36 protein-coding genes are annotated in these 19,702 nt (G+C 60.3%); all 36 read right to left on the reverse strand.

The features are described 5' to 3' along the window. Position 1 precedes the first annotated feature (1 nt). Positions 2 to 949 (reverse strand): SDR family oxidoreductase, encoded by a 948-nt coding sequence (locus tag GY725_06210; protein MCP4003772.1) that lies wholly within the window; start codon positions 947 to 949, stop codon positions 2 to 4. Further along, a complete protein-coding gene (gene rfbD, locus GY725_06215) occupies positions 942 to 1,826 on the reverse strand; it encodes a dTDP-4-dehydrorhamnose reductase (GenBank protein MCP4003773.1) in 885 nt (294 codons plus the stop codon). The genes GY725_06210 and rfbD overlap by 8 nt, the downstream gene beginning before the upstream one ends. Positions 1,827 to 1,833: 7 nt before the next feature. Next, positions 1,834 to 2,643 carry an SPOR domain-containing protein gene (locus GY725_06220; protein MCP4003774.1) on the reverse strand — a complete coding sequence of 270 codons (810 nt, stop codon included), beginning with the start codon at positions 2,641 to 2,643 and terminating at the stop codon, positions 1,834 to 1,836. Continuing rightward, entirely contained in the window at positions 2,644 to 4,311 is a 1,668-nt protein-coding gene (locus tag GY725_06225) for an arginine--tRNA ligase (GenBank protein ID MCP4003775.1), read from the reverse strand. Positions 4,312 to 4,330: 19 nt separating this feature from the next. After that, positions 4,331 to 4,654, reverse strand: coding sequence for a septum formation initiator family protein (locus GY725_06230; protein MCP4003776.1), 324 nt, complete (start codon positions 4,652 to 4,654; stop codon positions 4,331 to 4,333). Continuing rightward, positions 4,647 to 5,237 carry a TlpA family protein disulfide reductase gene (locus GY725_06235; protein MCP4003777.1) on the reverse strand — a complete coding sequence of 197 codons (591 nt, stop codon included), beginning with the start codon at positions 5,235 to 5,237 and terminating at the stop codon, positions 4,647 to 4,649. Before GY725_06235 ends, GY725_06230 begins: the two co-directional genes overlap by 8 nt. Beyond that, complete coding sequence (gene rplQ, locus GY725_06240; GenBank protein MCP4003778.1) at positions 5,234 to 5,629, reverse strand: 50S ribosomal protein L17; 396 nt, start codon at positions 5,627 to 5,629, stop codon at positions 5,234 to 5,236. The genes GY725_06235 and rplQ overlap by 4 nt, the downstream gene beginning before the upstream one ends. Positions 5,630 to 5,637: 8 nt before the next feature. Then, positions 5,638 to 6,648: a DNA-directed RNA polymerase subunit alpha gene (locus tag GY725_06245; protein MCP4003779.1), complete on the reverse strand. Its 1,011-nt coding sequence runs from the start codon at positions 6,646 to 6,648 to the stop codon at positions 5,638 to 5,640. A 56-nt stretch (positions 6,649 to 6,704) separates the two neighbouring features. Next, the gene (gene rpsD, locus GY725_06250; GenBank protein MCP4003780.1) at positions 6,705 to 7,331 is read right to left on the reverse strand and encodes a 30S ribosomal protein S4; all 627 of its coding nucleotides are present in this window, start codon (positions 7,329 to 7,331) and stop codon (positions 6,705 to 6,707) included. A gap of 8 nt (positions 7,332 to 7,339) precedes the next feature. Next, positions 7,340 to 7,726 (reverse strand): 30S ribosomal protein S11, encoded by a 387-nt coding sequence (gene rpsK / locus GY725_06255; GenBank protein MCP4003781.1) that lies wholly within the window; start codon positions 7,724 to 7,726, stop codon positions 7,340 to 7,342. Position 7,727: 1 nt separating this feature from the next. Next, complete coding sequence (gene rpsM, locus GY725_06260) at positions 7,728 to 8,111, reverse strand: 30S ribosomal protein S13 (GenBank protein ID MCP4003782.1); 384 nt, start codon at positions 8,109 to 8,111, stop codon at positions 7,728 to 7,730. Positions 8,112 to 8,114: 3 nt separating this feature from the next. Next, positions 8,115 to 8,228, reverse strand: coding sequence for a 50S ribosomal protein L36 (gene rpmJ / locus GY725_06265; GenBank protein MCP4003783.1), 114 nt, complete (start codon positions 8,226 to 8,228; stop codon positions 8,115 to 8,117). Between the two features lie 13 nt (positions 8,229 to 8,241). Then, positions 8,242 to 9,015 (reverse strand): type I methionyl aminopeptidase, encoded by a 774-nt coding sequence (gene map / locus GY725_06270; GenBank protein ID MCP4003784.1) that lies wholly within the window; start codon positions 9,013 to 9,015, stop codon positions 8,242 to 8,244. Beyond that, entirely contained in the window at positions 9,012 to 9,554 is a 543-nt protein-coding gene (locus tag GY725_06275; GenBank protein ID MCP4003785.1) for an adenylate kinase, read from the reverse strand. The genes map and GY725_06275 overlap by 4 nt, the downstream gene beginning before the upstream one ends. A 20-nt stretch (positions 9,555 to 9,574) precedes the next feature. Then, positions 9,575 to 10,885, reverse strand: coding sequence for a preprotein translocase subunit SecY (secY, locus tag GY725_06280; GenBank protein ID MCP4003786.1), 1,311 nt, complete (start codon positions 10,883 to 10,885; stop codon positions 9,575 to 9,577). Beyond that, a complete protein-coding gene (gene rplO / locus GY725_06285) occupies positions 10,882 to 11,358 on the reverse strand; it encodes a 50S ribosomal protein L15 (protein ID MCP4003787.1) in 477 nt (158 codons plus the stop codon). The genes secY and rplO overlap by 4 nt, the downstream gene beginning before the upstream one ends. Continuing rightward, a complete protein-coding gene (rpmD, locus tag GY725_06290; GenBank protein ID MCP4003788.1) occupies positions 11,355 to 11,540 on the reverse strand; it encodes a 50S ribosomal protein L30 in 186 nt (61 codons plus the stop codon). Before rpmD ends, rplO begins: the two co-directional genes overlap by 4 nt. Beyond that, positions 11,537 to 12,022 (reverse strand): 30S ribosomal protein S5, encoded by a 486-nt coding sequence (rpsE, locus tag GY725_06295; GenBank protein ID MCP4003789.1) that lies wholly within the window; start codon positions 12,020 to 12,022, stop codon positions 11,537 to 11,539. Before rpsE ends, rpmD begins: the two co-directional genes overlap by 4 nt. A 6-nt stretch (positions 12,023 to 12,028) precedes the next feature. Next, entirely contained in the window at positions 12,029 to 12,391 is a 363-nt protein-coding gene (locus tag GY725_06300; protein ID MCP4003790.1) for a 50S ribosomal protein L18, read from the reverse strand. 5 nt (positions 12,392 to 12,396) lie between these two features. Further along, on the reverse strand, positions 12,397 to 12,945 hold the full coding sequence (gene rplF / locus GY725_06305; GenBank protein MCP4003791.1) for a 50S ribosomal protein L6: 549 nt from the start codon (positions 12,943 to 12,945) through the stop codon (positions 12,397 to 12,399). A 4-nt stretch (positions 12,946 to 12,949) separates the two neighbouring features. Beyond that, positions 12,950 to 13,348 carry a 30S ribosomal protein S8 gene (gene rpsH / locus GY725_06310; protein ID MCP4003792.1) on the reverse strand — a complete coding sequence of 133 codons (399 nt, stop codon included), beginning with the start codon at positions 13,346 to 13,348 and terminating at the stop codon, positions 12,950 to 12,952. 12 nt (positions 13,349 to 13,360) lie between these two features. Further along, positions 13,361 to 13,570, reverse strand: a complete 210-nt coding sequence (locus GY725_06315) for a type Z 30S ribosomal protein S14 (GenBank protein ID MCP4003793.1) — start codon at positions 13,568 to 13,570, stop codon at positions 13,361 to 13,363. Positions 13,571 to 13,578: 8 nt separating this feature from the next. Next, on the reverse strand, positions 13,579 to 14,109 hold the full coding sequence (gene rplE, locus GY725_06320) for a 50S ribosomal protein L5 (GenBank protein MCP4003794.1): 531 nt from the start codon (positions 14,107 to 14,109) through the stop codon (positions 13,579 to 13,581). 19 nt (positions 14,110 to 14,128) lie between these two features. Further along, positions 14,129 to 14,440 (reverse strand): 50S ribosomal protein L24, encoded by a 312-nt coding sequence (rplX, locus tag GY725_06325; protein ID MCP4003795.1) that lies wholly within the window; start codon positions 14,438 to 14,440, stop codon positions 14,129 to 14,131. Further along, positions 14,440 to 14,808: a 50S ribosomal protein L14 gene (rplN, locus tag GY725_06330; GenBank protein ID MCP4003796.1), complete on the reverse strand. Its 369-nt coding sequence runs from the start codon at positions 14,806 to 14,808 to the stop codon at positions 14,440 to 14,442. Before rplN ends, rplX begins: the two co-directional genes overlap by 1 nt. After that, entirely contained in the window at positions 14,805 to 15,053 is a 249-nt protein-coding gene (gene rpsQ, locus GY725_06335) for a 30S ribosomal protein S17 (GenBank protein MCP4003797.1), read from the reverse strand. Before rpsQ ends, rplN begins: the two co-directional genes overlap by 4 nt. Then, the gene (gene rpmC / locus GY725_06340; GenBank protein ID MCP4003798.1) at positions 15,050 to 15,244 is read right to left on the reverse strand and encodes a 50S ribosomal protein L29; all 195 of its coding nucleotides are present in this window, start codon (positions 15,242 to 15,244) and stop codon (positions 15,050 to 15,052) included. Before rpmC ends, rpsQ begins: the two co-directional genes overlap by 4 nt. Then, positions 15,241 to 15,651 (reverse strand): 50S ribosomal protein L16, encoded by a 411-nt coding sequence (gene rplP / locus GY725_06345; GenBank protein MCP4003799.1) that lies wholly within the window; start codon positions 15,649 to 15,651, stop codon positions 15,241 to 15,243. The genes rpmC and rplP overlap by 4 nt, the downstream gene beginning before the upstream one ends. A 20-nt stretch (positions 15,652 to 15,671) precedes the next feature. Beyond that, positions 15,672 to 16,361 (reverse strand): 30S ribosomal protein S3, encoded by a 690-nt coding sequence (gene rpsC, locus GY725_06350; GenBank protein ID MCP4003800.1) that lies wholly within the window; start codon positions 16,359 to 16,361, stop codon positions 15,672 to 15,674. A gap of 8 nt (positions 16,362 to 16,369) precedes the next feature. Further along, the gene (gene rplV, locus GY725_06355) at positions 16,370 to 16,717 is read right to left on the reverse strand and encodes a 50S ribosomal protein L22 (protein ID MCP4003801.1); all 348 of its coding nucleotides are present in this window, start codon (positions 16,715 to 16,717) and stop codon (positions 16,370 to 16,372) included. A 9-nt stretch (positions 16,718 to 16,726) separates the two neighbouring features. After that, a complete protein-coding gene (rpsS, locus tag GY725_06360) occupies positions 16,727 to 17,005 on the reverse strand; it encodes a 30S ribosomal protein S19 (protein ID MCP4003802.1) in 279 nt (92 codons plus the stop codon). After that, positions 17,006 to 17,833 carry a 50S ribosomal protein L2 gene (gene rplB / locus GY725_06365; protein MCP4003803.1) on the reverse strand — a complete coding sequence of 276 codons (828 nt, stop codon included), beginning with the start codon at positions 17,831 to 17,833 and terminating at the stop codon, positions 17,006 to 17,008. It lies immediately after the preceding gene. A gap of 3 nt (positions 17,834 to 17,836) precedes the next feature. Beyond that, positions 17,837 to 18,127: a 50S ribosomal protein L23 gene (locus tag GY725_06370; GenBank protein ID MCP4003804.1), complete on the reverse strand. Its 291-nt coding sequence runs from the start codon at positions 18,125 to 18,127 to the stop codon at positions 17,837 to 17,839. Then, on the reverse strand, positions 18,124 to 18,696 hold the full coding sequence (gene rplD, locus GY725_06375; GenBank protein ID MCP4003805.1) for a 50S ribosomal protein L4: 573 nt from the start codon (positions 18,694 to 18,696) through the stop codon (positions 18,124 to 18,126). The genes GY725_06370 and rplD overlap by 4 nt, the downstream gene beginning before the upstream one ends. Before the next feature lie 8 nt (positions 18,697 to 18,704). After that, complete coding sequence (rpsJ, locus tag GY725_06380) at positions 18,705 to 19,019, reverse strand: 30S ribosomal protein S10 (GenBank protein ID MCP4003806.1); 315 nt, start codon at positions 19,017 to 19,019, stop codon at positions 18,705 to 18,707. Between the two features lie 6 nt (positions 19,020 to 19,025). After that, positions 19,026 to 19,702, reverse strand: a 677-nt coding sequence (tuf, locus tag GY725_06385) for an elongation factor Tu (protein ID MCP4003807.1), incomplete at its 5' end; no start/stop codon positions are given.

A 19,702-nucleotide genomic window follows, 5' to 3' on the forward strand; every position in this document is an offset into this window, starting at 1 on the left:
CTCACGTTTTTTCGCGTCCGACCTGTTCGCGAAAGTACGGAAGTGTCTTGCGAAGTCCCTCGTCGGGGCTCACCTGGGGCTTCCAATCGAGAGTCTTGCGCGCAAGGCTGATATCGGGTCGTCGCACTTTCGGATCATCGGGTGGAAGTTCCCCGAAGATGATCTTGCTCTGCGACCCCACGACTCCAAGGATTCGCTCCGCAACCTCGAGCACCGTCATCTCCTGAGGGTTTCCTATGTTGACGGGCGTCTTCTGATCCGAATTGAGCAGGCGGACAATGCCTTCGACGAGGTCGCTCACGAAGTTGATGCTGCGGGTATGGGAGCCGTCACCAAAGACGGTGATGTCCTCACCGCGCAACGCCTGACTGAAGAAGGCCGGGATCATTCGACCATCATCGGGACGCATGCCAGGCCCGTAAGTGTTGAAGATGCGTACGATGCGCGTCTCCATGCCGTGGAATCGCTGGTACGCCATGGTCATGGCTTCGGCGAAACGCTTGGCCTCATCGTACACGCCTCGGATGCCCACCGGATTCACATTGCCCCAGTAGGACTCGGGCTGCGGGTTGATCTCGGGATCGCCATAGCACTCGGACGTAGAAGCGAGAAGGAAACGCGCTCCCTTCTCCTTGGCCAGACCGAGGGCTTTGTGTGTACCGAGTGCACCCACCTTCAGGATCTGGATGGGCAGGCGCTCAAAGTCGACCGGACTGGCCGGCGAAGCAAAGTGCAGCACGGCATCGAGCTCACCGGGAACGTGGATGAAGTTGGTGACGTCGTGCTTGACGAAGCGGAAGCGTTCGTTTCCGAACAAGTCTTCCACGTTCTCGAGACGGCCCGTCAGGAGATTGTCCATACAGATGACTCTTGAGCCGTCTGCCAGAAAACGACGACACAGATGCGAGCCGATGAAGCCCGCACCGCCGGTGATCAATACACTACGCATCTCGTCCCTCTTGCTCCGCATCGAAATAGCTGATTAGCGCTTCGCGCCAGTGAGGCAGGCGAACGCCAGATTCCCTGGCGCGCTCCAGCCCGAGAACCCCATACGCGGGTCGGGCAGCCGGTCGAGCCATCGCCCGACTCGAAACCGGCCGGATCGGGACTCGGGAAACCAGACCCCGGCGGGCGCCTTCCTCGACGACGCCTTGGGCAAGATCGTACCAACTCGCCACGCCCTCGCACGCCAAATTGAGAGTTCCCTCGGATCCGGCCGCTACAGCCTCGTACAAACCCCTGGCCAGGGCCCCCGTCCAGGTAGGCCGACCGAGCTGATCGTCGACGACCTGAAGTTCGGGACGCTCGGCAGCCGCGCGAAGGATGGTCCGCACGAAATTGGGCCCGGGCCCGAACAGCCATTGAGTGCGGACGATCAGATGCCGGCAGCCGGAGGCCCGGATGGCCTCCTCACCTCCGAGCTTCGTCTTCCCATACACATTGATCGGCTTTGGCGGCCGGTCTTCCGGGATCGGGCGGCTTCCGGAACCATCGAAAACGTATTCCGTGCTGATGTGAGCCAGAAGGATCTCTCGCCCGCAGGCCGCCGCCAACACCTCTGGACCGGCGATGTTCCCGCGCTCGGCCTCGCGGACCTGCTCCTCGCATAGATCCACCGCCGTGAAAGCCGCGCAATTGAGCAGTACGTCGGGCCGAAAGTCCTCGATGCGCCTCCGAACGGCCTCGGTATCGACGATATCGAGTTCGGCGCGGCCCAGTCCGAGGGCCTCAACGCCCGCCTCTCCAGCAAGCGCCAGGATCGAACGGCCGAGTTGACCGCCAGCGCCGCTGATCAGCCAGCGACCCCGCGGGTGAGCCGAGGACAAAGCTTCGCTACTCGGTCGTGGTCCAGGTGTCGAATCCGCGCGCCTGGAGCTGAGACCTGAGCTCCTGGGCCGTCTCTGCAACCTTGGGGCGGACCCGCACGCGGTAGCGGCTCTTACTGTCCTGAGAGCGCGTATTGCTGACGTACGCATCGAAGCCAAAGCCGCGCAGACTTCGGGCCTGCTCTTCGGCATACGAACTCCGCCCATGCGCTCCGATCTGCACCACGAGATGTCGGGAGTGCGCCCTTCGCCCAACCTTGGACGAAGACTTGGCCCGGGACCGCTTCCCGAGCTCGGCCATGATCTGCTCCGGACTCCGGGGTGATACCGTCTCGGAAGAAGTCGACCTGCTCGAAACCTGGTCAGGTGGAGGGCTCGCCACCCGGGGTCGCGCCGAAGCCGGCCGCACAGCCGATGGCGCAGGCGGGACGACCGGAGGTCGCACGACAGGGGCCTCGGGTTTGTTGAGATCCTTCGCCGGTTTCGATTCCGCCAACTCCGCCGAGTCCGGGCTCGCACTGGGCTTGGCAGCGATCGTCCGACTCTGAGCAGCTCCGCTCTCTACAACTGCGGTTCGACGCTTGCGAAATTCCTCGAGCGTCGTGTCATTCACGTCGACCGGCACGGGAGACAGATCGATCTGAACGACGGGATCACTCAACCAGCTCACGAGAAGGCGGGGAGTTTCCGTCACCGCGCCTAGCACGACACCCGCAGCAGCACCGACCGACAAGAGCGCAGTCCCGCCGAAGACCTTCAGCAAAACTCCGCGTCGCCCACGCGGCTTGTCTTTCTTCTTCCGGGTCGTTTTCGCCATCTACATTCGTTCCGGAGCGCTGATTCCCAGGAGTCGAAGCCCATTCGCAAGCGTGATGCGAACAGCTCCAGTGAATACCAACCTCGCGATTGTTAGTTCCTCATCGTCCGACAAAACCCGATGCCGCTTTCCGTCCGATACGTAGGAGTTGAAGGCGCCCGCCAGCTCGAGAAGATATCGTGCGATCTCTTGTGGTTCCCGAGCAACGGCGGCGTGCACTACGATATCAGGGAATCGACCGATCAGCTTGGTGAGCTCTGCTTCCTGGGGCGACTCGAGCCGATTGAGTGGGGCTTGCTCTACACTTGTAGGATCTATCCCCCGCTCCTGTGCGGTTCGTTCGATACTACAGAGCCTCGCATGGGCATACTGAATCTTGTACACCGGATTGCGATCCGAACGCTCACGCGCGAGCTCCACATCGAAGTCGAGATGCGTATCCGCTCGGCGATCGATCATGAAGTAGCGAAATGCATCGGGACCGACATCGCCGAGAATCTCGTCGACGGTGACGAACGAGGCCTTGCGAGTCGACATCTTCACGAGTTCCCCGTCGCGACGGAGGTTGACCCACTGGTAGATCACCAGTTCAATCCGCTCCGCTTCGTCTCCGAGTACGCCGACGGCGGCCTGGACGTACGGAAACTGCTCGATGTGATCGGGGCCGAGAATATCGATCAGGCGGTCGAAGCCGCGATTGAACTTATCGCGATGATAGGCGATGTCCGGCAAGAGATAGGTCGGTTCTCCCGATGACTTCACCAGCACGCGATCGCGGTCGAGCTTGAAGTCCGTCGAACGCAGCCAGACCGCCCCATCCTTTTCGAACACGAGTCCTTTGGAGCGCAGGTCTTCGACCGCCTGCTCGACCAGTCCCCGGTCGTAGAGTGATCGCTCCGGAAAGTGCGTATCGAATCGAATCTCCAGCCGCTCGAGCGTTGCTGAAATGAGTTCGAAGATCGCGACCTGTGCCCGCTCCCGGAACTGGGATTCTTCTGCATCGGCCCAGCCCTCGCCCACCTCGTCGAGGAGCGCTTGCGCGATTTGCACCAGGTACTCACCCTGGTAGCCATCTTCGGGTAGCTCTTCATCTCGTCCGAGCAACTGCAGGTAACGCGCTCGCAAAGACTGCCCGAGCACACGCATCTGGCGGCCCGCATCGTTGTAGTAGTACTCGCGTGAAACTTCGTGGCCGGTCGCTTCGAGCAGACGCGCGATGGCGTCACCCAGTACGGCGTTGCGGCCGTGTCCGATTGTGAGCGGGCCGGTCGGGTTGGCAGAAACGAACTCGACCATCACGCGTTCGGGATGGGCACTCTGGCTCCGGCCGTAGTCGGCCTCCTCGGTGTGAACACGGCGAAGCACGTCGTGCCAGCGATCCTGGGTGAGAAAGAAATTCAGGAAGCCGGGTCCCGCGATCTCGGTGCGTTCCACGACGCCCGGAGAGGCCTCGAGCAACGCCTGGATACGCTCGGCGACCTCACGAGGGGAGCGCTTCAGCGGTTTCGCCAGGGCAAGCGCAGCATTGGTCGCGAAATCTCCATGCTCCGGGCTCTTCCCCGGCACGACCTGGACCATCGAATCGAGCGATAGTGTGGCATCGGGCGCGAGTTCTTCGACTACACGCGCCGCCGCCTGCTTGACCAGCTCCAGTACCTGTTCCCGCATTGCGTTATTGCCGCACGGTTCAGGGCGCCGCGGCGACATCCTCATTCAACTGCACGACGACTTCGTCAGGACGCACCATGCCGAGTACACCACGCGCCACCGTCTCGATCTCGAGTGGATCAAAGCGCAGTCGCCGCGCCTGTTCGGCGAGCTTGACGCGCTCGGTCTTCAGCTCGAAAACACGTTCATCCGTGGTGCGAACCCGCTCTTGCAGCACGATTAACGAGACCAGACCGTTCTCTCGATCGAGCACTAGCGTCGCGAAGGCCGCGACCAGGGCGATCAGCGGAGCCGCGAGCAGCGCCCAGCGAATTCGTTCGGGTTTCCTTCGGGACCTAGCCATCACCGACCTCCGGGGAGGGAGTCTGTGGGTTCGCGGCGCCAGCGGACTTTTGAGTCAAACGCCGGATCGCGCGCAGGTAGCGGGGATCGTCCCAGTCCTTGGGTCCGATGAAGCGTTCCACCAGGCGCCCCTGAGCATCGAGCAGGAAGGACTCCGGGACGCCGTAGGCGTGGTAGGAGTTGTAGACACTCTTATCGGAGTCCATGAGGATCGGAAACCCCAACCCGAACTCGTCGCGAAAATCTCGGACGGCCGACTCCGCGTCTGGCGAGTCGATGCTGATCGCGAGCATCTCGAAGGGCTCTTCGCGGAGCTTCTGGTACAACCGCTGCATCGATGGCGTCTCCTTCCGGCAGGGGGGACACCAAGTAGCCCAGAAGTTGACGAATACGACGCGCCCGCGCAGCTTTTCGAGCGAAATCGCTTCACCATCGATGCGCTGCAGATCCAGAGCCGGTGCGATCTCTCCGACGCGCAGAGCCGGGCCGCTCGATCCCTGCCAGAAGACGAAGGCGAAAGCGCCCAAGGCGCCCAGGACAACGACCAGCAGGAGGCTGCGAGCTCCACTGCTTGACCGGGTCAAGAGCCGGAATCCGCCTCCGACGCCTTGGCCGAGTCGCCTCGATCCACGAGCTCGATGATCGAAAGCTCGGCGTTATCGCCGGGCCGGGTTCCGAGCTTCATGATGCGCGTATAGCCGCCCGGGCGGTCCTTGTAGCGCGTCGCGAGGCCGTCGAAGACCTTCGCCGCAACTTCCTTGCTGCGAAGCGTCTCGAGCGCCTGACGGCGCGCGTGCAGCGTCCCGCGCTTGCCCAGGGTGATCATCCGCTCGGCCAGGCGCCGCACTTCCTTCGCCTTGGGCGTGGTCGTGCGCACCTCTTCGTGGTCGAGTAGCGACGTCACCAGGTTGCGCAACATCGCCCGACGATGGGACGGGCTTCGATTCAGCTTTCTATGGTCTTTTCGATGTCGCATGGCGATCCCTAGCTCTCGCTGGTCTCCCGCATCTTGTCGAGCTCTCGTCTCTGCGGGAACGACTCGAGAGCCATTCCGAACTCGAGCCCAAAGCCGGTCAAGATCTCCTTGATCTCGTTTAGCGACTTGCGGCCGAAGTTCTTGGTCTTGAGCATTTCACTCTCTGTGCGTTGCACGAGTTCACCGATGAACTTGATATCGGCGTTCTGCAGACAGTTCGCAGAGCGGACCGAGAGTTCCAGTTCGTCGACGGGGCGGAACAGAATTTCGTTCGGGCGTGCAGTCGCGTGGCTCGGAGCAACGCTGCGCTCCACATCCTCTTCGAAGTTCACGAAAATCGTGAGCTGGTCCTTGAGGATCTTGGCCGCGAATGCGAGGGCATCCGCCGGTGCGACAGAGCCGTCCGTCCAGACCTCCATCGTCAGGCGATCGTATTCGGTCGAACGACCGACACGCGCGTTGGTGACGGTGTAGTTCACCTTGCGAATCGGCGAGAAGATCGAGTCGATCGGCACCGTGCCGATGGGCTGTTCTTCCTTTGCGTTCTTCTCGGCCAGCGCGAAGCCCTTGCCGAGTTCCACGGTCGCCGTCAGATTGATCTCGGCGTCGTCGGAGAGCGTCGCGATCTTGTGATCGCCGTTGAGCACCTCGACGGTCGAGTCACCCGATTCGAAGTCTGCCGCGGTCACGTCACCCGGGCCCTGCTTGCGGATCGTGATTTCCTTGGGCTCCGAAGAGTTCGCGCGCAGCCGCACCTCTTTGAGGTTGAGCACGACATCGGTCACGTCTTCGAGCACACCCGGCAGCGTAGAGAACTCGTGCTGTACGTTCTCGATGCGCACCGAGGTAATCGCGGCACCCTGTAGAGAAGACAACAGTACGCGGCGCAGTGCATTGCCGAGAGTCAGACCAAAGCCCCGTTCGAGCGGCGCGCACTCGAAACGACCATAGGTGTCGCTGATGTTCTCGTTGGGCTCGACTCGACTGGGTCGAATCAGTTCCTGCCAGTTCCTGACCATGAGATCTGCGTTCATTCGTTCCTCCAGGCTCTTCGCTGAGTGGCGTTTCGCCGGATCTAGCGGGAATACAGTTCGATGATGAGCTGCTCTTGAATCGGAATCGTGATTTCCTCACGAGTGGGCATCTCGACGATTTCACCGGTCTGGGTGCTCTGGTCGATCGTCAACCAACCGGGCACCATGCGGGATTCGAGTCCCTGCAGTGCCTCCTCGATACGCGCAGCTTTCTTGCCCCGCGGGGTGAGGCCAATCTTTTCGCCTTTGCGGACTCGAAAAGAGGGAATATCAACTCGTCGGTCATTGACGGTGAAGTGCCCGTGCATGATTAGTTGTCGGCCTTCGTTACGCGAATTCACCATACCGAGCCGGTACACGACATTGTCGAGGCGCCGCTCCAGCAACGAGAGCAGGTTCTCGCCCTTGACACCCTTCATATGCTCGGCCTCTTTGACCGTCTTGCGGAATTGACGCTCGAGCACGCCGTAGATGCGGCGCACTTTCTGCTTTTCGCGCAACTGGAGTCCGTAGTCGGAGAACTTCGGACGACCCTGGCCATGCTGGCCCGGAGGATAGTTGCGTCGCTCGATCGAGCATTTGTCCGTGAAACAGCGCTCGCCCTTCAGGAAAAGCTTCATGCCTTCCCGACGACACAGACGACAGACGGACCCCCGATAACGTGCCACTTGCTCTCCTAGGCCCGACGCCGCTTGGGCGGTCGGCAGCCATTATGCGGGATTGGCGTGACGTCCCGAATGAAGGTCACCTTGAATCCCGCCGCTTGAAGGGACCGCACTGCGGCTTCGCGCCCTCCACCGGGCCCCTTCACCAGCACGCCGATCTGGCGCATGCCATGCTCCATGGCCTTCTTGGCCACGTTTTCTGCACAGACCTGCGCTGCAAACGGCGTACTCTTGCGCGAACCCTTGAAGCCCACTTCGCCAGCTGACGACGAGGACACGGTGTTTCCCGCGACGTCGGTAATCGTGATGATGGTGTTGTTGAACGTCGCCTGGACGTGAGCCACGCCAGTCTGGATGTTCTTCTTGACCCGCTTCTTGACTTTCTTTGCTTTCGCCATGCTACTTCTTCGTCGGGGCCTTCTTCTTGCCCGCAACAGCCTTTCGCGGTCCCTTGCGAGAGCGCGCGTTGGTGTGCGTCCGCTGTCCGCGAACAGGGAGGCCACGCCGGTGGCGCAAACCTCGATAGCAGCCGATATCCATCAGCATCTTGATGTTCTGCGTGGTCTCGCGGCGAAGGTCACCTTCGACCTTGAACTTCGCCTCGATCACGTCGCGCAGCTTCGAAACCTCGCTCTCGTCGAGATTGAAGGTCTTCGAATCCCGAGGCACACCGGCTTCGTCGCAGATCTTGCGCGCCGAACTCCGGCCGATCCCCAGAATGTATGTGAGCGAAATCTGAATCGATTTCTCGCGCGGAAGATCGACTCCCGAAATACGCGCCATGGCCTAGCCCTGCCTCTGTTTATGCTTGGGGTTCTCGCAGATCACGCGAATCACGCCGCGGCGTCGAATGATCTTGCACTTGTCACACATCTTCTTGACGCTGGCTCGAACCTTCACGTCGTCTCCGTTCTCAATGACTTCCCGGGACCCTTGTGAGGATCTCCGGTTGTGAATCCGTAATCGCGACGGTGTGCTCGAAATGCGCGGAACACTTGCCGTCCGCCGTCGCTGCCGTCCAGCCGTCTTTTCGAATCTCGACGGCCTGTTCTCCCTCATTGACCATGGGCTCGATCGCCAGGACCATGCCCGCCCGCAACCTCTGCCCTCTACCCCGCCGGCCAAAGTTCGGAAGCTGAGGCGGCTCGTGCAGCAGCCGACCAATACCATGCCCTACGAAATCGCGAACGACGGAGTAGCCTTCGCCCTCCGCGATCTCCTGGATTGAGTTACCCACGTCCCCCAGACGATTCCCGGCCCGCATCGACTCGATCCCTGCGTACATGCTCCGCCGGGTGGTCTCGAGTAGCCTCCTGGCCTCCGGGCTGATCTCGCCCACAGGCACGGTGATTGCGGCGTCTGCGTGGAACCCTTCGAAGATAACACCAAAATCCAGCTTCAAAAGGTCACCATCCCGCACCTTCCGGGGTCCGGGGATGCCGTGGACGATCTCCTCGTTCAACGATGTGCAGAGCACGGCTGGAAACGGCGGCACCTCCCCCGGCTGGTACCCTAGAAAAGAGGACTCGAGTTCGCGGGTTTTGATCTCTTCGCGGGCCGTCTCGTCGATCTCGCCGGTGGTCACACCCGGTTGCACCATATTGGCCAGGGCGACCAGGATCTCGCCCACATGTCGGCCCGCCTCCCGCATGCGTTCCAACTCGCGGTCGGACTTCAGATGGATCATGAGCCCCCCTCGAGCAGGGCTACGAGCCGACCCGTGATCTCGTCCATGGTTCCATCACCGGACACCTTGGTCACGCTGCCTTCGTAGTGGCTCAGGACCGGTTCTGTATCGCGGCGATACACATCGAGACGCTTGTTGACGGTTTCTTCGTTGTCGTCGGCCCGGCCTTCGCCGCGCGAAAGAATGCGCCTGCGCAGCTCTTCATCGGGCACGTCGAGCGCCAGAACCTTCACGGGTTCGCGTTTCAGATCCTTCAGAATCCCATCCAGGGCATCGGCCTGCTCACCCGTGCGCGGAAAACCGTCGAGAATGAAACCCGGCTCACAATCAGCCTGGGTCAGTCGCTCGCGCACGATCTGAATCACGATCTCACCGGGCACCAACTCGCCCGAGTCCATGATCGCCTTTGCTCGCTTGCCGACATCGGAGCCCGACGCGACGGCTTCGCGCAGGATATCGCCCGTGGCGATCTGCGGAATCGAAAATCGCTCGACGAGTCGCTTGGCCTGCGTGCCTTTGCCAGCACCTGGCGGACCCATCAGAATCAGATTGAGTTCGCTCATTTGCCGCGACCTCGGAGACGCGCACCCTGAACGAACGTGTCGTAATTCCGCGAGACCAGGTGCGCTTCGACCTGTGCAACCGTATCCATGGCCACGCCGACACAAATCAGCAACGACGTGCCACCAAAGAAGAACGGAATGGCCAGCTGGGCCGACAAGAAGTTCGGCAGGACGCACACTGCGGCGAGATAGAACGCGCCGACCAGCGTTATGCGGTCGAGAACTCGCTGGATGTACTCTGCCGTGCGCTTTCCGGGGCGAATTCCCGGGATATAGCCACCGTTCTTCTTGATGTTATCCGCGACGTCGTCGGGGTTGATCATGATCCCGGTGTAGAAGTACGCGAAGAACATGATCAATGCGACGTAGATCAGGTTGTAACTGACGGTATTGAACGCCAGGTAATCATCGACGAAGTCACCGATCGCCTCCACGCCTCCCCATTGGGAAACCTGCAGAGGAAGCAGAAGAAGTGACGACGCAAAAATCGGCGGAATCACACCCGCGGTGTTGAGTCGAAGCGGGAAATAGCTCATGCCGCCGGCTACCTGCTGGCGCCCGACGACTCGGCGTGCGTACTGAATCGGGATGCGCCGCTGAGAGCGCTCGAAATACACGATTACCGCGATGACCGCGAGCATGAAGGCGAGCAGGAGAAGAACGGCGACCGGCGTCAACTGGTCGGTGCGAACCATGTCCCAGACCTTCATCACGCCCGACGGCAGGCTCACGACGATGCCGGTAAAGATGATCAGCGAAATGCCATTTCCGATGCCCCGCTCGTTGATCTGCTCGCCTAGCCACATGATGAAGGCAGTACCGGAAGTGAACGTCACCACGGCCATCAATCGGAACGCCATGCCCGGTTCGATCACGGTATTCGCTCCGAAGGCTCCACCTTCGAGAGCGGTGGCCATCAGGAAACCCTGGACCGTCGCAAGGAGGACCGTGCCGTAACGCGTGTAGCGCGTGATCACGCGCCGACCTTCCTCGCCTTCCTTCTTCAACTCTTCGAGCTTGGGAACCACCGCCGTCAGCAGTTGCAAAATGATCGAGGCGCTGATGTAGGGCATGATGCCAAGCGCAAAGATCGACAGCGACTCGAACGCACCGCCGGTAAACAGATTGATGATCCCGAACAGGCCACCACCGGTCTCTTCGAAGAAGCGGCGAATCTCGGCAGGATCGATACCGGGAGTCGGAATCGCGCAGCCCAGACGGTATACGGCCAGCATCCCAAACGTAAACAGAATCCTTCGATTCAGCTCGGGGATCTTGGCGATGTTTCCGACGGCTCCCGGATTCACGACTTTTTGGCCTTCCTTAGGAACTTCTCGCTGGTAATCAGTTCTATGCTGCCGCCAGCAGCCTCGACCTTCTTGCGCGCCCCTTCGCTGATCGCGTTGACCCGCAGCTTGAGCGCAACCGAAATCTCACCTTCCGCCAACACCTTCACGGGACGACTGCCGTTCGACACGAGACCCGCCTCCGCCAGAGCACTCGCATCCACATCGGTACCGGCCGCAAAACCCGACAGAGCTTGAACGTTGACGACCTGACGCTCGTCGCGAAAGATGTTGTTGAAGCCGCGCTTTGGCAGGCGTCGAGCCAGCGGGATCTGACCGCCCTCGAACCAAGGGCGCTTCTTGGCGCCAGAGCGCGCACCCTGCCCCTTCGTGCCGCGCCCGCAGGTCTTTCCGGAACCGCTGCCGATTCCGCGTCCCACGCGTCTTCGCGGGCGCTTCGCCCCTCTGTTCGGACTCAGTTTGTCGAGCATCAGGACTCCTCCACCTGCACGAGGTGGATCACCTTGTTGATCATTCCTCGCACTGCGGGGGTATCTTCGAGTTCAGAAGAGCGGCCGATCTTTCCCAAGTGCAAACCCAGCAACGTCGCGCGTTGATCGCGAGAAAAGCCGATCCCGCTGCGAACCTGGCGAAGTTTGACGGTCTTGCCGCTCATTGCTGCAACTCCTGAAGGCGTTCCTCAGGCACGCGCAGCTGCTGAAAACCTTGGATCGTCGCCCGGATCACGTTATGTGCGCGATTCGTCCCGAGGCATTTCGTGAGGATGTTCTGGACACCCGCAGCCTCACACAGGGCTCTGACCGCACCGCCCGCAATCACACCAGTACCGCGCGAGGCCGGTCGCAAGACGACGCGTCCAGCTCCTGCTTCACCCATTACCTGATGGGGAATCGTTCCCTCTCTGAGAGGGATACGAACCAGGCTCTTGCGCGCCTGTTCGATTCCTTTGCGAATGGCTTCGGGAACTTCATTGGCTCGACCGAGACCGGAACCGACGATTCCGTTGCCGTCGCCAACAACTACCAGAGCTGCGAAACCGAAGCGCCGACCACCCTTGACCACCTTGGCCACGCGGTTGATGTCGACCACCCGCTCCTCGAGAGCAAAGTCGTTTGGATTGAGTTTTTCGCGTGCCATGTTTCCCTACAAGCTCAAGCCGGCTTCACGCGCAGCGTCTGCGAGCGCCTTGACGCGGCCGGTGTACACAAAACCGTTTCGATTGAATGTGACTTCGCGGATATCCCGCCCAAGCGCGAGCTTTGCGATCTCCGCTCCCACTTTCTTCGCAGCATCGATGTCCTTGGTCGACTTGAGACCGTCTCGGACGCCCGGTGACCGCGTAGAGACGCCGGTGAGCGTCTGGCCCGACAACGGGTCCCGAATCTGCGCGTAGATGTGCTTCGTGCTGCGATAGATCGTCAGAATCGGACGCGTCGTGCGAGCGAGTTGCTTCCGTGTGTGCTTGCGACGTCGCAGCCACAACCTTCGGCGAATCGTAACGCTCATCTGGATCAGCCCCCTCCGGCGGCGCCGGCTTTACCGACCTTGCGACGCACGATTTCGTCGGCGTATCGGATGCCCTTGCCCTTATACGGTTCGGGTGGACGCTTCTTGCGAATCTCGGCCGCGAACTGACCGACCTTCTGCTTGCTCGTACCCGATACGGTCAAACGCGTCGGGCTTTCGCTGGAAACAGCCAGCCCCTCGGGCACGTCCATCACGACCGGATGCGAATAACCAACATTGATCGTGAGCTTCTTGCCCGAAACTTCGGCGCGATAGCCGACACCGACGATCTCGAGCGTGCGGCTGAAGCCTTCGGTCACGCCTTGCACCATATTGAACAAGAGGCTGCGCATGAGACCGTGCATCGCCCGGGCCTCTTTCGTGTCATTGGCGCGTTTCACGCTCGCGAGGCCGTCGTTCAACTCGATCGCGGTGTGCTTCGCCAGCGATTCTTCAAGGTTTCCCCTCGGGCCCTTCACGCGCACGAGTCCGTTGTCGATCTTGACCTCGACTCCAGAAGCAAGCTTTACGGGTAGAGTTCCTATTCGTGACATTTTCCTACCAGACCCTCGCCATGACCTCGCCGCCAATGCCCGCGTTTCTGGCCTCTTCGCCAGCCACGATTCCCTTTGGCGTCGAAATGATGGCGATCCCGATGCCATTTCTGACCTTCGGAATCTCGTCTGCTGCGACATATACGCGTCGGCTCGGACGGGACACGCGTTCGATCCCCTCGATGATCGGCTCCGCTTCATCCGTGTACCGGATTTCCACGCTGAGCTCGGGCTTCTTCTCGTTTTGGCCGCCGACTTCGTAGTCGACGATGTAACCGTGCTGCTTCAGAACGCGCGCAATATCGGTCTTCACGCGAGAACTCGGCATCGAAACCCGTAGGATTCGCGCGCGTCCTCCGTTGCGGATTCGCGTCAGCATGTCGGCAATTGGATCGGTATTCATCTCGATCTCTCCCTACCAGCTCGACTTGGTCATGCCCGGGATCTTCCCCTCGAGCGCAAGTTTGCGCAGGCAGATCCGGCAAAGATCATATTTGCGGTAGTAGGCGCGTGAGCGACCGCATTTCCCGCAACGGTTGTAAAACCGGCTCTGGAATTTCAGACTGCCCGTTGCGCGGGCTTTCCGAAGCCGCGCCTGCTGGTGAACTTTCGAGGTCTTGGCCATGGTGCCCTCTACACTCTGAACGGCATTCCGAGAGACTTGAGCAGCTCGAAGCCCTCTTCATCCCTCGTTGCCGACGTCACGATGCTGACGTTCAATCCACGGATGCGCTCGACCTTGTCGTAGTCGACCTCCGGGAAAATGATCTGTTCGGTCAGGCCCAGCGTATAGTTGCCGCGACCGTCTAATGCCTTGGAAGAAACTCCGCGAAAGTCGCGCACTCGGGGAAGCGCCACATTGATCAGGCGATCCAGGAACTCCCACATATGCGCTCTGCGCAGGGTAACGTTGCAACCGATTGATTGACCTTCGCGAAGGCGAAAGTTTGCGACCGACTTCTTCGCCTTGGTAATGATCGCCTTCTGGCCTGTGATCACGGCGAGTTCCGCCGCGGCAGCCTCGAGAAGCTTCGCGTTCGTGAGCGCTTCGCCCAATCCGACGTTCAGCGACACCTTCTTGATCTGCGGCACCTGCATTGGATTCTTGTATTTGAAACGTTCCTGGAGTTGCGGGATCGAAGTCTCCCGATACTTCAGCAACATCCGCGGGACATAGGCCGCATCAGCCATCGATCTGCTCCCCGTGCTTTTTGCTCCAGCGGACCTGCTTGCCATCGACTTCTCGGAAGCCGACGCGCGTGCGATCGCCGTTGTGGACGAGAGCGACATTGGAGATGGCGATCGGCGCTTCCTTCTCGATGATCCCGCCCTGCCGATTCGCAGCGTTCGGCTTCTGGTGCTTCTTGACGATGTTCACCCGCTCGACGACGACCCGCTTCTTCTCGATATCGATACGCAGGACCTCACCACGAGTACCGCGGCCCTTGCCCGCGAGCACCTCGACCGTATCCCCTTTGCGAATCTTCGCTGGCATCACAGCACCTCCGGTGCGAGCGAGACGATCTTCATGAAACGCTTGGCACGCAGTTCTCGAGCCACGGGGCCGAAAATGCGAGTGCCGATCGGCTCCTTGTTCGCATCTACCAACACGACGGAGTTGTCATCGAAGCGGATGTAGGAACCGTCGGGACGCCCGATTTCCTTCTTCGTTCGAACAATCACCGCCTTGTGCAACTGCTTCTTCTTCACCTTGCTGTCGGGTAGTGCCTCTTTGACCGAGACCACGATGATGTCGCCGATCGACGCGTAGCGACGTCGCGACCCACCGAGCACCTTCACGCACAGAACGCGGCGCGCACCAGAGTTATCAGCAACACCCAAGACGGACTCGGTCTGAATCACGCGAGTTTCTCCTGAACGCGCCAGCGCTTTCGCTTGGACAATGGACGGCTCTCGATCAGGCGAACTTTGTCGCCTGGCTTGAACTCGTTCATCTCGTCGTGGGCCATAAAGCGCGTTCGTTTCCGGATGTACTTCTTGTAAAGGGGATGCGCGACGGTCCGCGTGACCTCGACGATGACGGACTTGTCCATCTTGTCGCTCACGATCACGCCGACCCGCGTCTTTGCCAGGCCTCGGCTGCTCATACGCCGTCCTTCAATTGCTTCTCGATCGTCAACACTCGCGCCAGATTACGGCGCGCTTCTCGGATCCCAGCGGAGTTCTCCAACTGGCCCGTCGCATGCTTGATCTGCAGACTGAACAGATGGTCGCGGTCCTCACGGACGCGATCCTTCAATTCCTCTGGAGTAAGTTTTCGGAGATCGCTCGATTTCATTCGGTTCTCTCCAGAATCCGGGTCTTCACACAGAGTTTCGCCGCCGCTAGCCGCAATGCCTGGCGAGCGACTTCAGGCGTGACGCCTTCCATTTCGTAGAGCACGCGACCCGGCTTCACCTGTGCAACCCAGTACTCGGGATTTCCCTTTCCCTTTCCCATTCGGGTTTCGGGTGGCCGCTTGGTCATGGGTTTATCGGGAAAGATCCGGATCCAGACTTTTCCGCCGCGTTTTGCGTGGCGAGTCATCGCAATACGAGCTGCTTCGATCTGGCGGGCAGTGATATTGCCGCGCGTGATCGCCTGCAGGCCAAAATCGCCAAACGACAGATTGGAGCCGCGCATCGCTTTGCCGCGGAGTCTGCCCTTCTGGACCTTCCGGTATTTCGTTCGTTTAGGCTGGAGCATCGCTGATTCTCATTCGCCTTCTAGCGCTTCGGAGGCTGCTTTTGCGCTTCGTCGCCAAGTCCCAATCGGCGATCGTGCATTTCGGAGTCCGGGACGTAGCCATTGAACACCCAGACCTTCACGCCGATGACTCCGTAGGTCGTCTTGGCATCGGCCGAACCGTAGTCGATCGCGGCCTTGAGAGTATGCAGAGGAACACGCCCCTCCCGATACTGCGTCGTTCGCGACATCTCGGCGCCACCGAGTCGTCCCGAGACCTTGATCTTCACGCCCTGCGCTCCGAACTTCATCGCAGCACTGATCGACTTTTTCATGGCTCGACGGAAAGCAACGCGTCGTACCAGCTGAGTCCCGATGTTCTCCGCGATCAACTGGGCGTCGATCTCGGCCTTGCGGACCTCGCGGATGTTGATGAACACCTCGCGGGAGGTCATGTCGCCGAGCTCCTTGCGCAACGCATCGACATCCGCCCCGCGCTTGCCAATCAAGATGCCCGGGCGTGCGGTGTGGATATTGACCGACATCTTGTCGGCCCGTCGCTCGATCACGACCTTGCTGATCCCCGCGTGAAAGACCTTCTTCTTGATGAAGTCGCGAATACGCAAGTCCTCGTGAAGAATCTCGGCGAAGTTCCGCTCCGCAAACCATCTCGACTGCCATCCGTTGATGACTCCGAGCCGGAACCCGTATGGATGAACCTTCTGTCCCACGCTCTCTCCTAACGCTCGTCCAGAACGAGCGCGATGTGACTTGTGGCCTTGTTGATCCAGGCAGCGCGACCCTGGGCACGAGGTCGAATCCGCCAATTGCGCGTGCCCTCGTCCACCGTGACCGTTTTGACGTAGAGGTTGTCGAGATCGATCCCTGCCGAATGGCGCGCGTTGTGCTCTTCCGCATTCGCGAGCGCAGAACGCAGCAGTTTTTCGATCGGACGCGCCGCCCTCTTGTCGCACGCCTGCAAGATCCCCAGCGCTTCCGCGGCCGGTCGATTGCGGATCAGATCTGCGACAAGGCGTCCCTTTCGGGCACCCATCGAAATCTTGCGCAGCTTTGCCTTGACCTCCATCGCGCCTACCTACCTCTGCTTGAGCTTTCGATCGCCCGAGTGCACTGCGGGTTTTCGCGTTGGAGCAAACTCACCGAGTCGATGCCCGATCATATTTTCAGTCACGAACACAGGCATGAAAAGACGGCCGTTGTGTACGTGCAGGGTCAAGCCGATCATGTCCGGCGTCATCATCGACCGGCGTGACCATGTCTTGATGATCGCCTTCGAACCATTGGCCGTCGCTGCTTCGACCTTCTTCGCCAGGGAGTCCTGAACGTAAGGGCCCTTCTTGATGGAACGTGCCATCTACTTCTGTCCTCGCCTCTTCACGATAAACTTGTCGGAGCGCGGGTTCTTTCGCGTCCTGTGCCCCTTGGTAGGAACGCCCCAGGGAGTGACCGGATGACGCCCACCCGAACTGCGACCTTCGCCGCCGCCATGGGGATGATCAACCGGATTCATTGCGACACCGCGAACATTGGGACGGCGCCCGAGCCAACGCGATCGCCCCGCCTTGCCCAGCACCTGATTCTCGTGCTCCGTGTTGCCCACCTGACCGATCGTCGCGATGCACTCAGTGAGCACGCGTCGAGTCTCGCCGGAAGGCAGTTTGATCTGTGCATACTTGCCTTCGCGCGCCATCAACTGAGCCCCGGCCCCTGCAGAACGCACCATCTGTGCACCCTTTCCGGGCTTGAGTTCAATATTGTGGATGATCGTGCCTGTCGGGATCACACGCAGTGGAAGCGCATTCCCCGGCCGGATCTCCGCCTTCTCACCCGTCATGAGTTCGTCGCCGACCTTCAACCCCTGGGGCGAGACGATGTAGCGCTTCTCGCCATCCGCGTAATTCAAGAGGGCGATCAGTGCGGATCGATTCGGATCGTATTCGATCGACGCGACTTTCGCGGGGATGTCCCGCTTGTTTCGCCTGAAGTCGATCGTTCGATACCTGCGCTTGTGACCACCGCCGCGGTGAAACGAGGTAATCCTTCCGCGGTTGTTGCGGCCACCTGACTTCTTGATCGAAGAAGTCAGACTCTTTTCGGGAGTCGACTTGGTGACGGCGGCGAAGTCGGAAACCGACATTCCCCGTCGTCCCGCCGAAGTCGGCTTGTATTTTCGCGTGGCCATCCTCTAGACCCCTTCAAAGAACTCGATTGCGTCACCTTCGCGCAGTCGCACTCGGGCTTTCTTCCACGACGGCTTGCGGCCGACTTTCTTCCCCATGCGACGCAACTTGCCGCGCATGCGAAGTGTACGAACGTCGACGACTCCGACGCCGAACAACTGTTCGACGGCTGACCTGATCTCCGGCTTGTTTGCATCCGGATGGACCGCGAAGGTCACGACGTTATGCGACTCGCGCTCGATCGTACTCTTCTCCGTGATCAGCGGTTTGATGATGACCTGTCGCGGATCTTTCATTGGAGCCGCTCCACGATGGCGTCGACCGCGTCGCGCATCAAGATGAGGTTCTTCCGGGCCAGTACGTCACGAACGTTGAGACCGGCGACCGGCAGAACGTTGACCGATTTCAAGTTCCGCCCGGCGAGCTCGAGCTTGTGATCTCGTTCTTTTGTGACGATCAAAGCATCGGGCGTTTCCATCTCGGCGAGCTTGCTCGCCAGAAGCTTCGTCTTGACTTCGGGAAGGTCGATTGAATCGACTACCCAGACTCGATCCTCACTCTTGCGCAGAGAAAGAACCGAACGAAGAGCGGCCTTTCTCACCTTCTTGGGAATGCGTTGCTCGAATGTTCGCGGCTGCGGGCCAAAAACGACTCCACCACCCGCGAACTGCGAGGCACGCGTCGTCCCCTGGCGAGCCCGACCGGTACCTTTTTGCTTGAACGGCTTCTTGCCACCACCCGAAACCAGAGCGCGATTCTTCGTGGCAGACGTGCCTCGACGCCGGGCATTGAGTTGTGCCACTACCACCGTGTGCAGTAGATCCCGCCGAACCGGGCCGCCGAAGATTTTCGGATCGAGGTCCATGATAATTCCTAGAGTTTGATCTCGACGTCCACGCCCGCCGAAAGTTCCAGCTTCATGAGCGCGTCTACGGTTTGGGGAGTCGGATCCAGAATGTCGATCAGCCGGCGATGCGTCCGAGTCTCGAACTGTTCGCGCGACTTCTTGTCGATATGAGGCCCGCGAAGCACGGTGATCTTGCGAATAGAGGTCGGTAGAGGAATCGGCCCGGCGGTGCGCGAACCCGTGCGAACCGCCGTATCGAGAATCTCTGCGGCACTCATATCGAGCAATTTGTGATCGAACGCCTTCATACGGATCCGAATCTTCGGGGATGCGTCAGCCATCTCTTCCTACTCGATGATTTCTGCGACGACGCCGGCACCTACGGTGCGACCGCCTTCGCGAATTGCAAAACGGAGTCCCTGATCCATCGCAATCGGCATGATCAAGTCCACGTCGATCGTGATGTTGTCTCCAGGCATGACCATCTCGGTGCCCTCAGGAAGCTCCACGACACCCGTTACGTCCGTCGTGCGGAAGTAAAACTGAGGCCGATAGCCCTTGAAAAACGGCGTGTGACGACCGCCCTCCTCCTTCGTCAATACGTACACCTCGGCCTTGAACTTCGTATGAGGAGTGATCGAGCCGGGAGCCGAAAGTACCTGCCCCCGCTCCACCTCGTCCTTCTTCGTGCCACGAAGAAGACAACCCACGTTGTCTCCCGCCTGGCCCTGGTCCAGAAGCTTCCGGAACATCTCCACACCGGTCACCGTCGTCTTCGTCGTCTCGCGGATGCCCACGATCTCGATCTCGTCACCCGTGTTTACGATCCCCTGCTCCACACGACCCGTCACTACCGTGCCGCGACCCGAAATCGAAAACACGTCCTCGATCGGCATCAGGAACGGCTTGTCCAAGGCTCGCTCAGGCTGCGGAATCGTCGAGTCCAATGACTCCATCAGCTCATCGATGCACTTGTTCGCATCGTCGTCCGAAGGATTCTCGCCAGCCTTCAATGCGCTGCCAC

Source organism: bacterium (genome assembly GCA_024226335.1).
GTDB lineage: Bacteria > Myxococcota_A > UBA9160 > SZUA-336 > SZUA-336 > JAAELY01.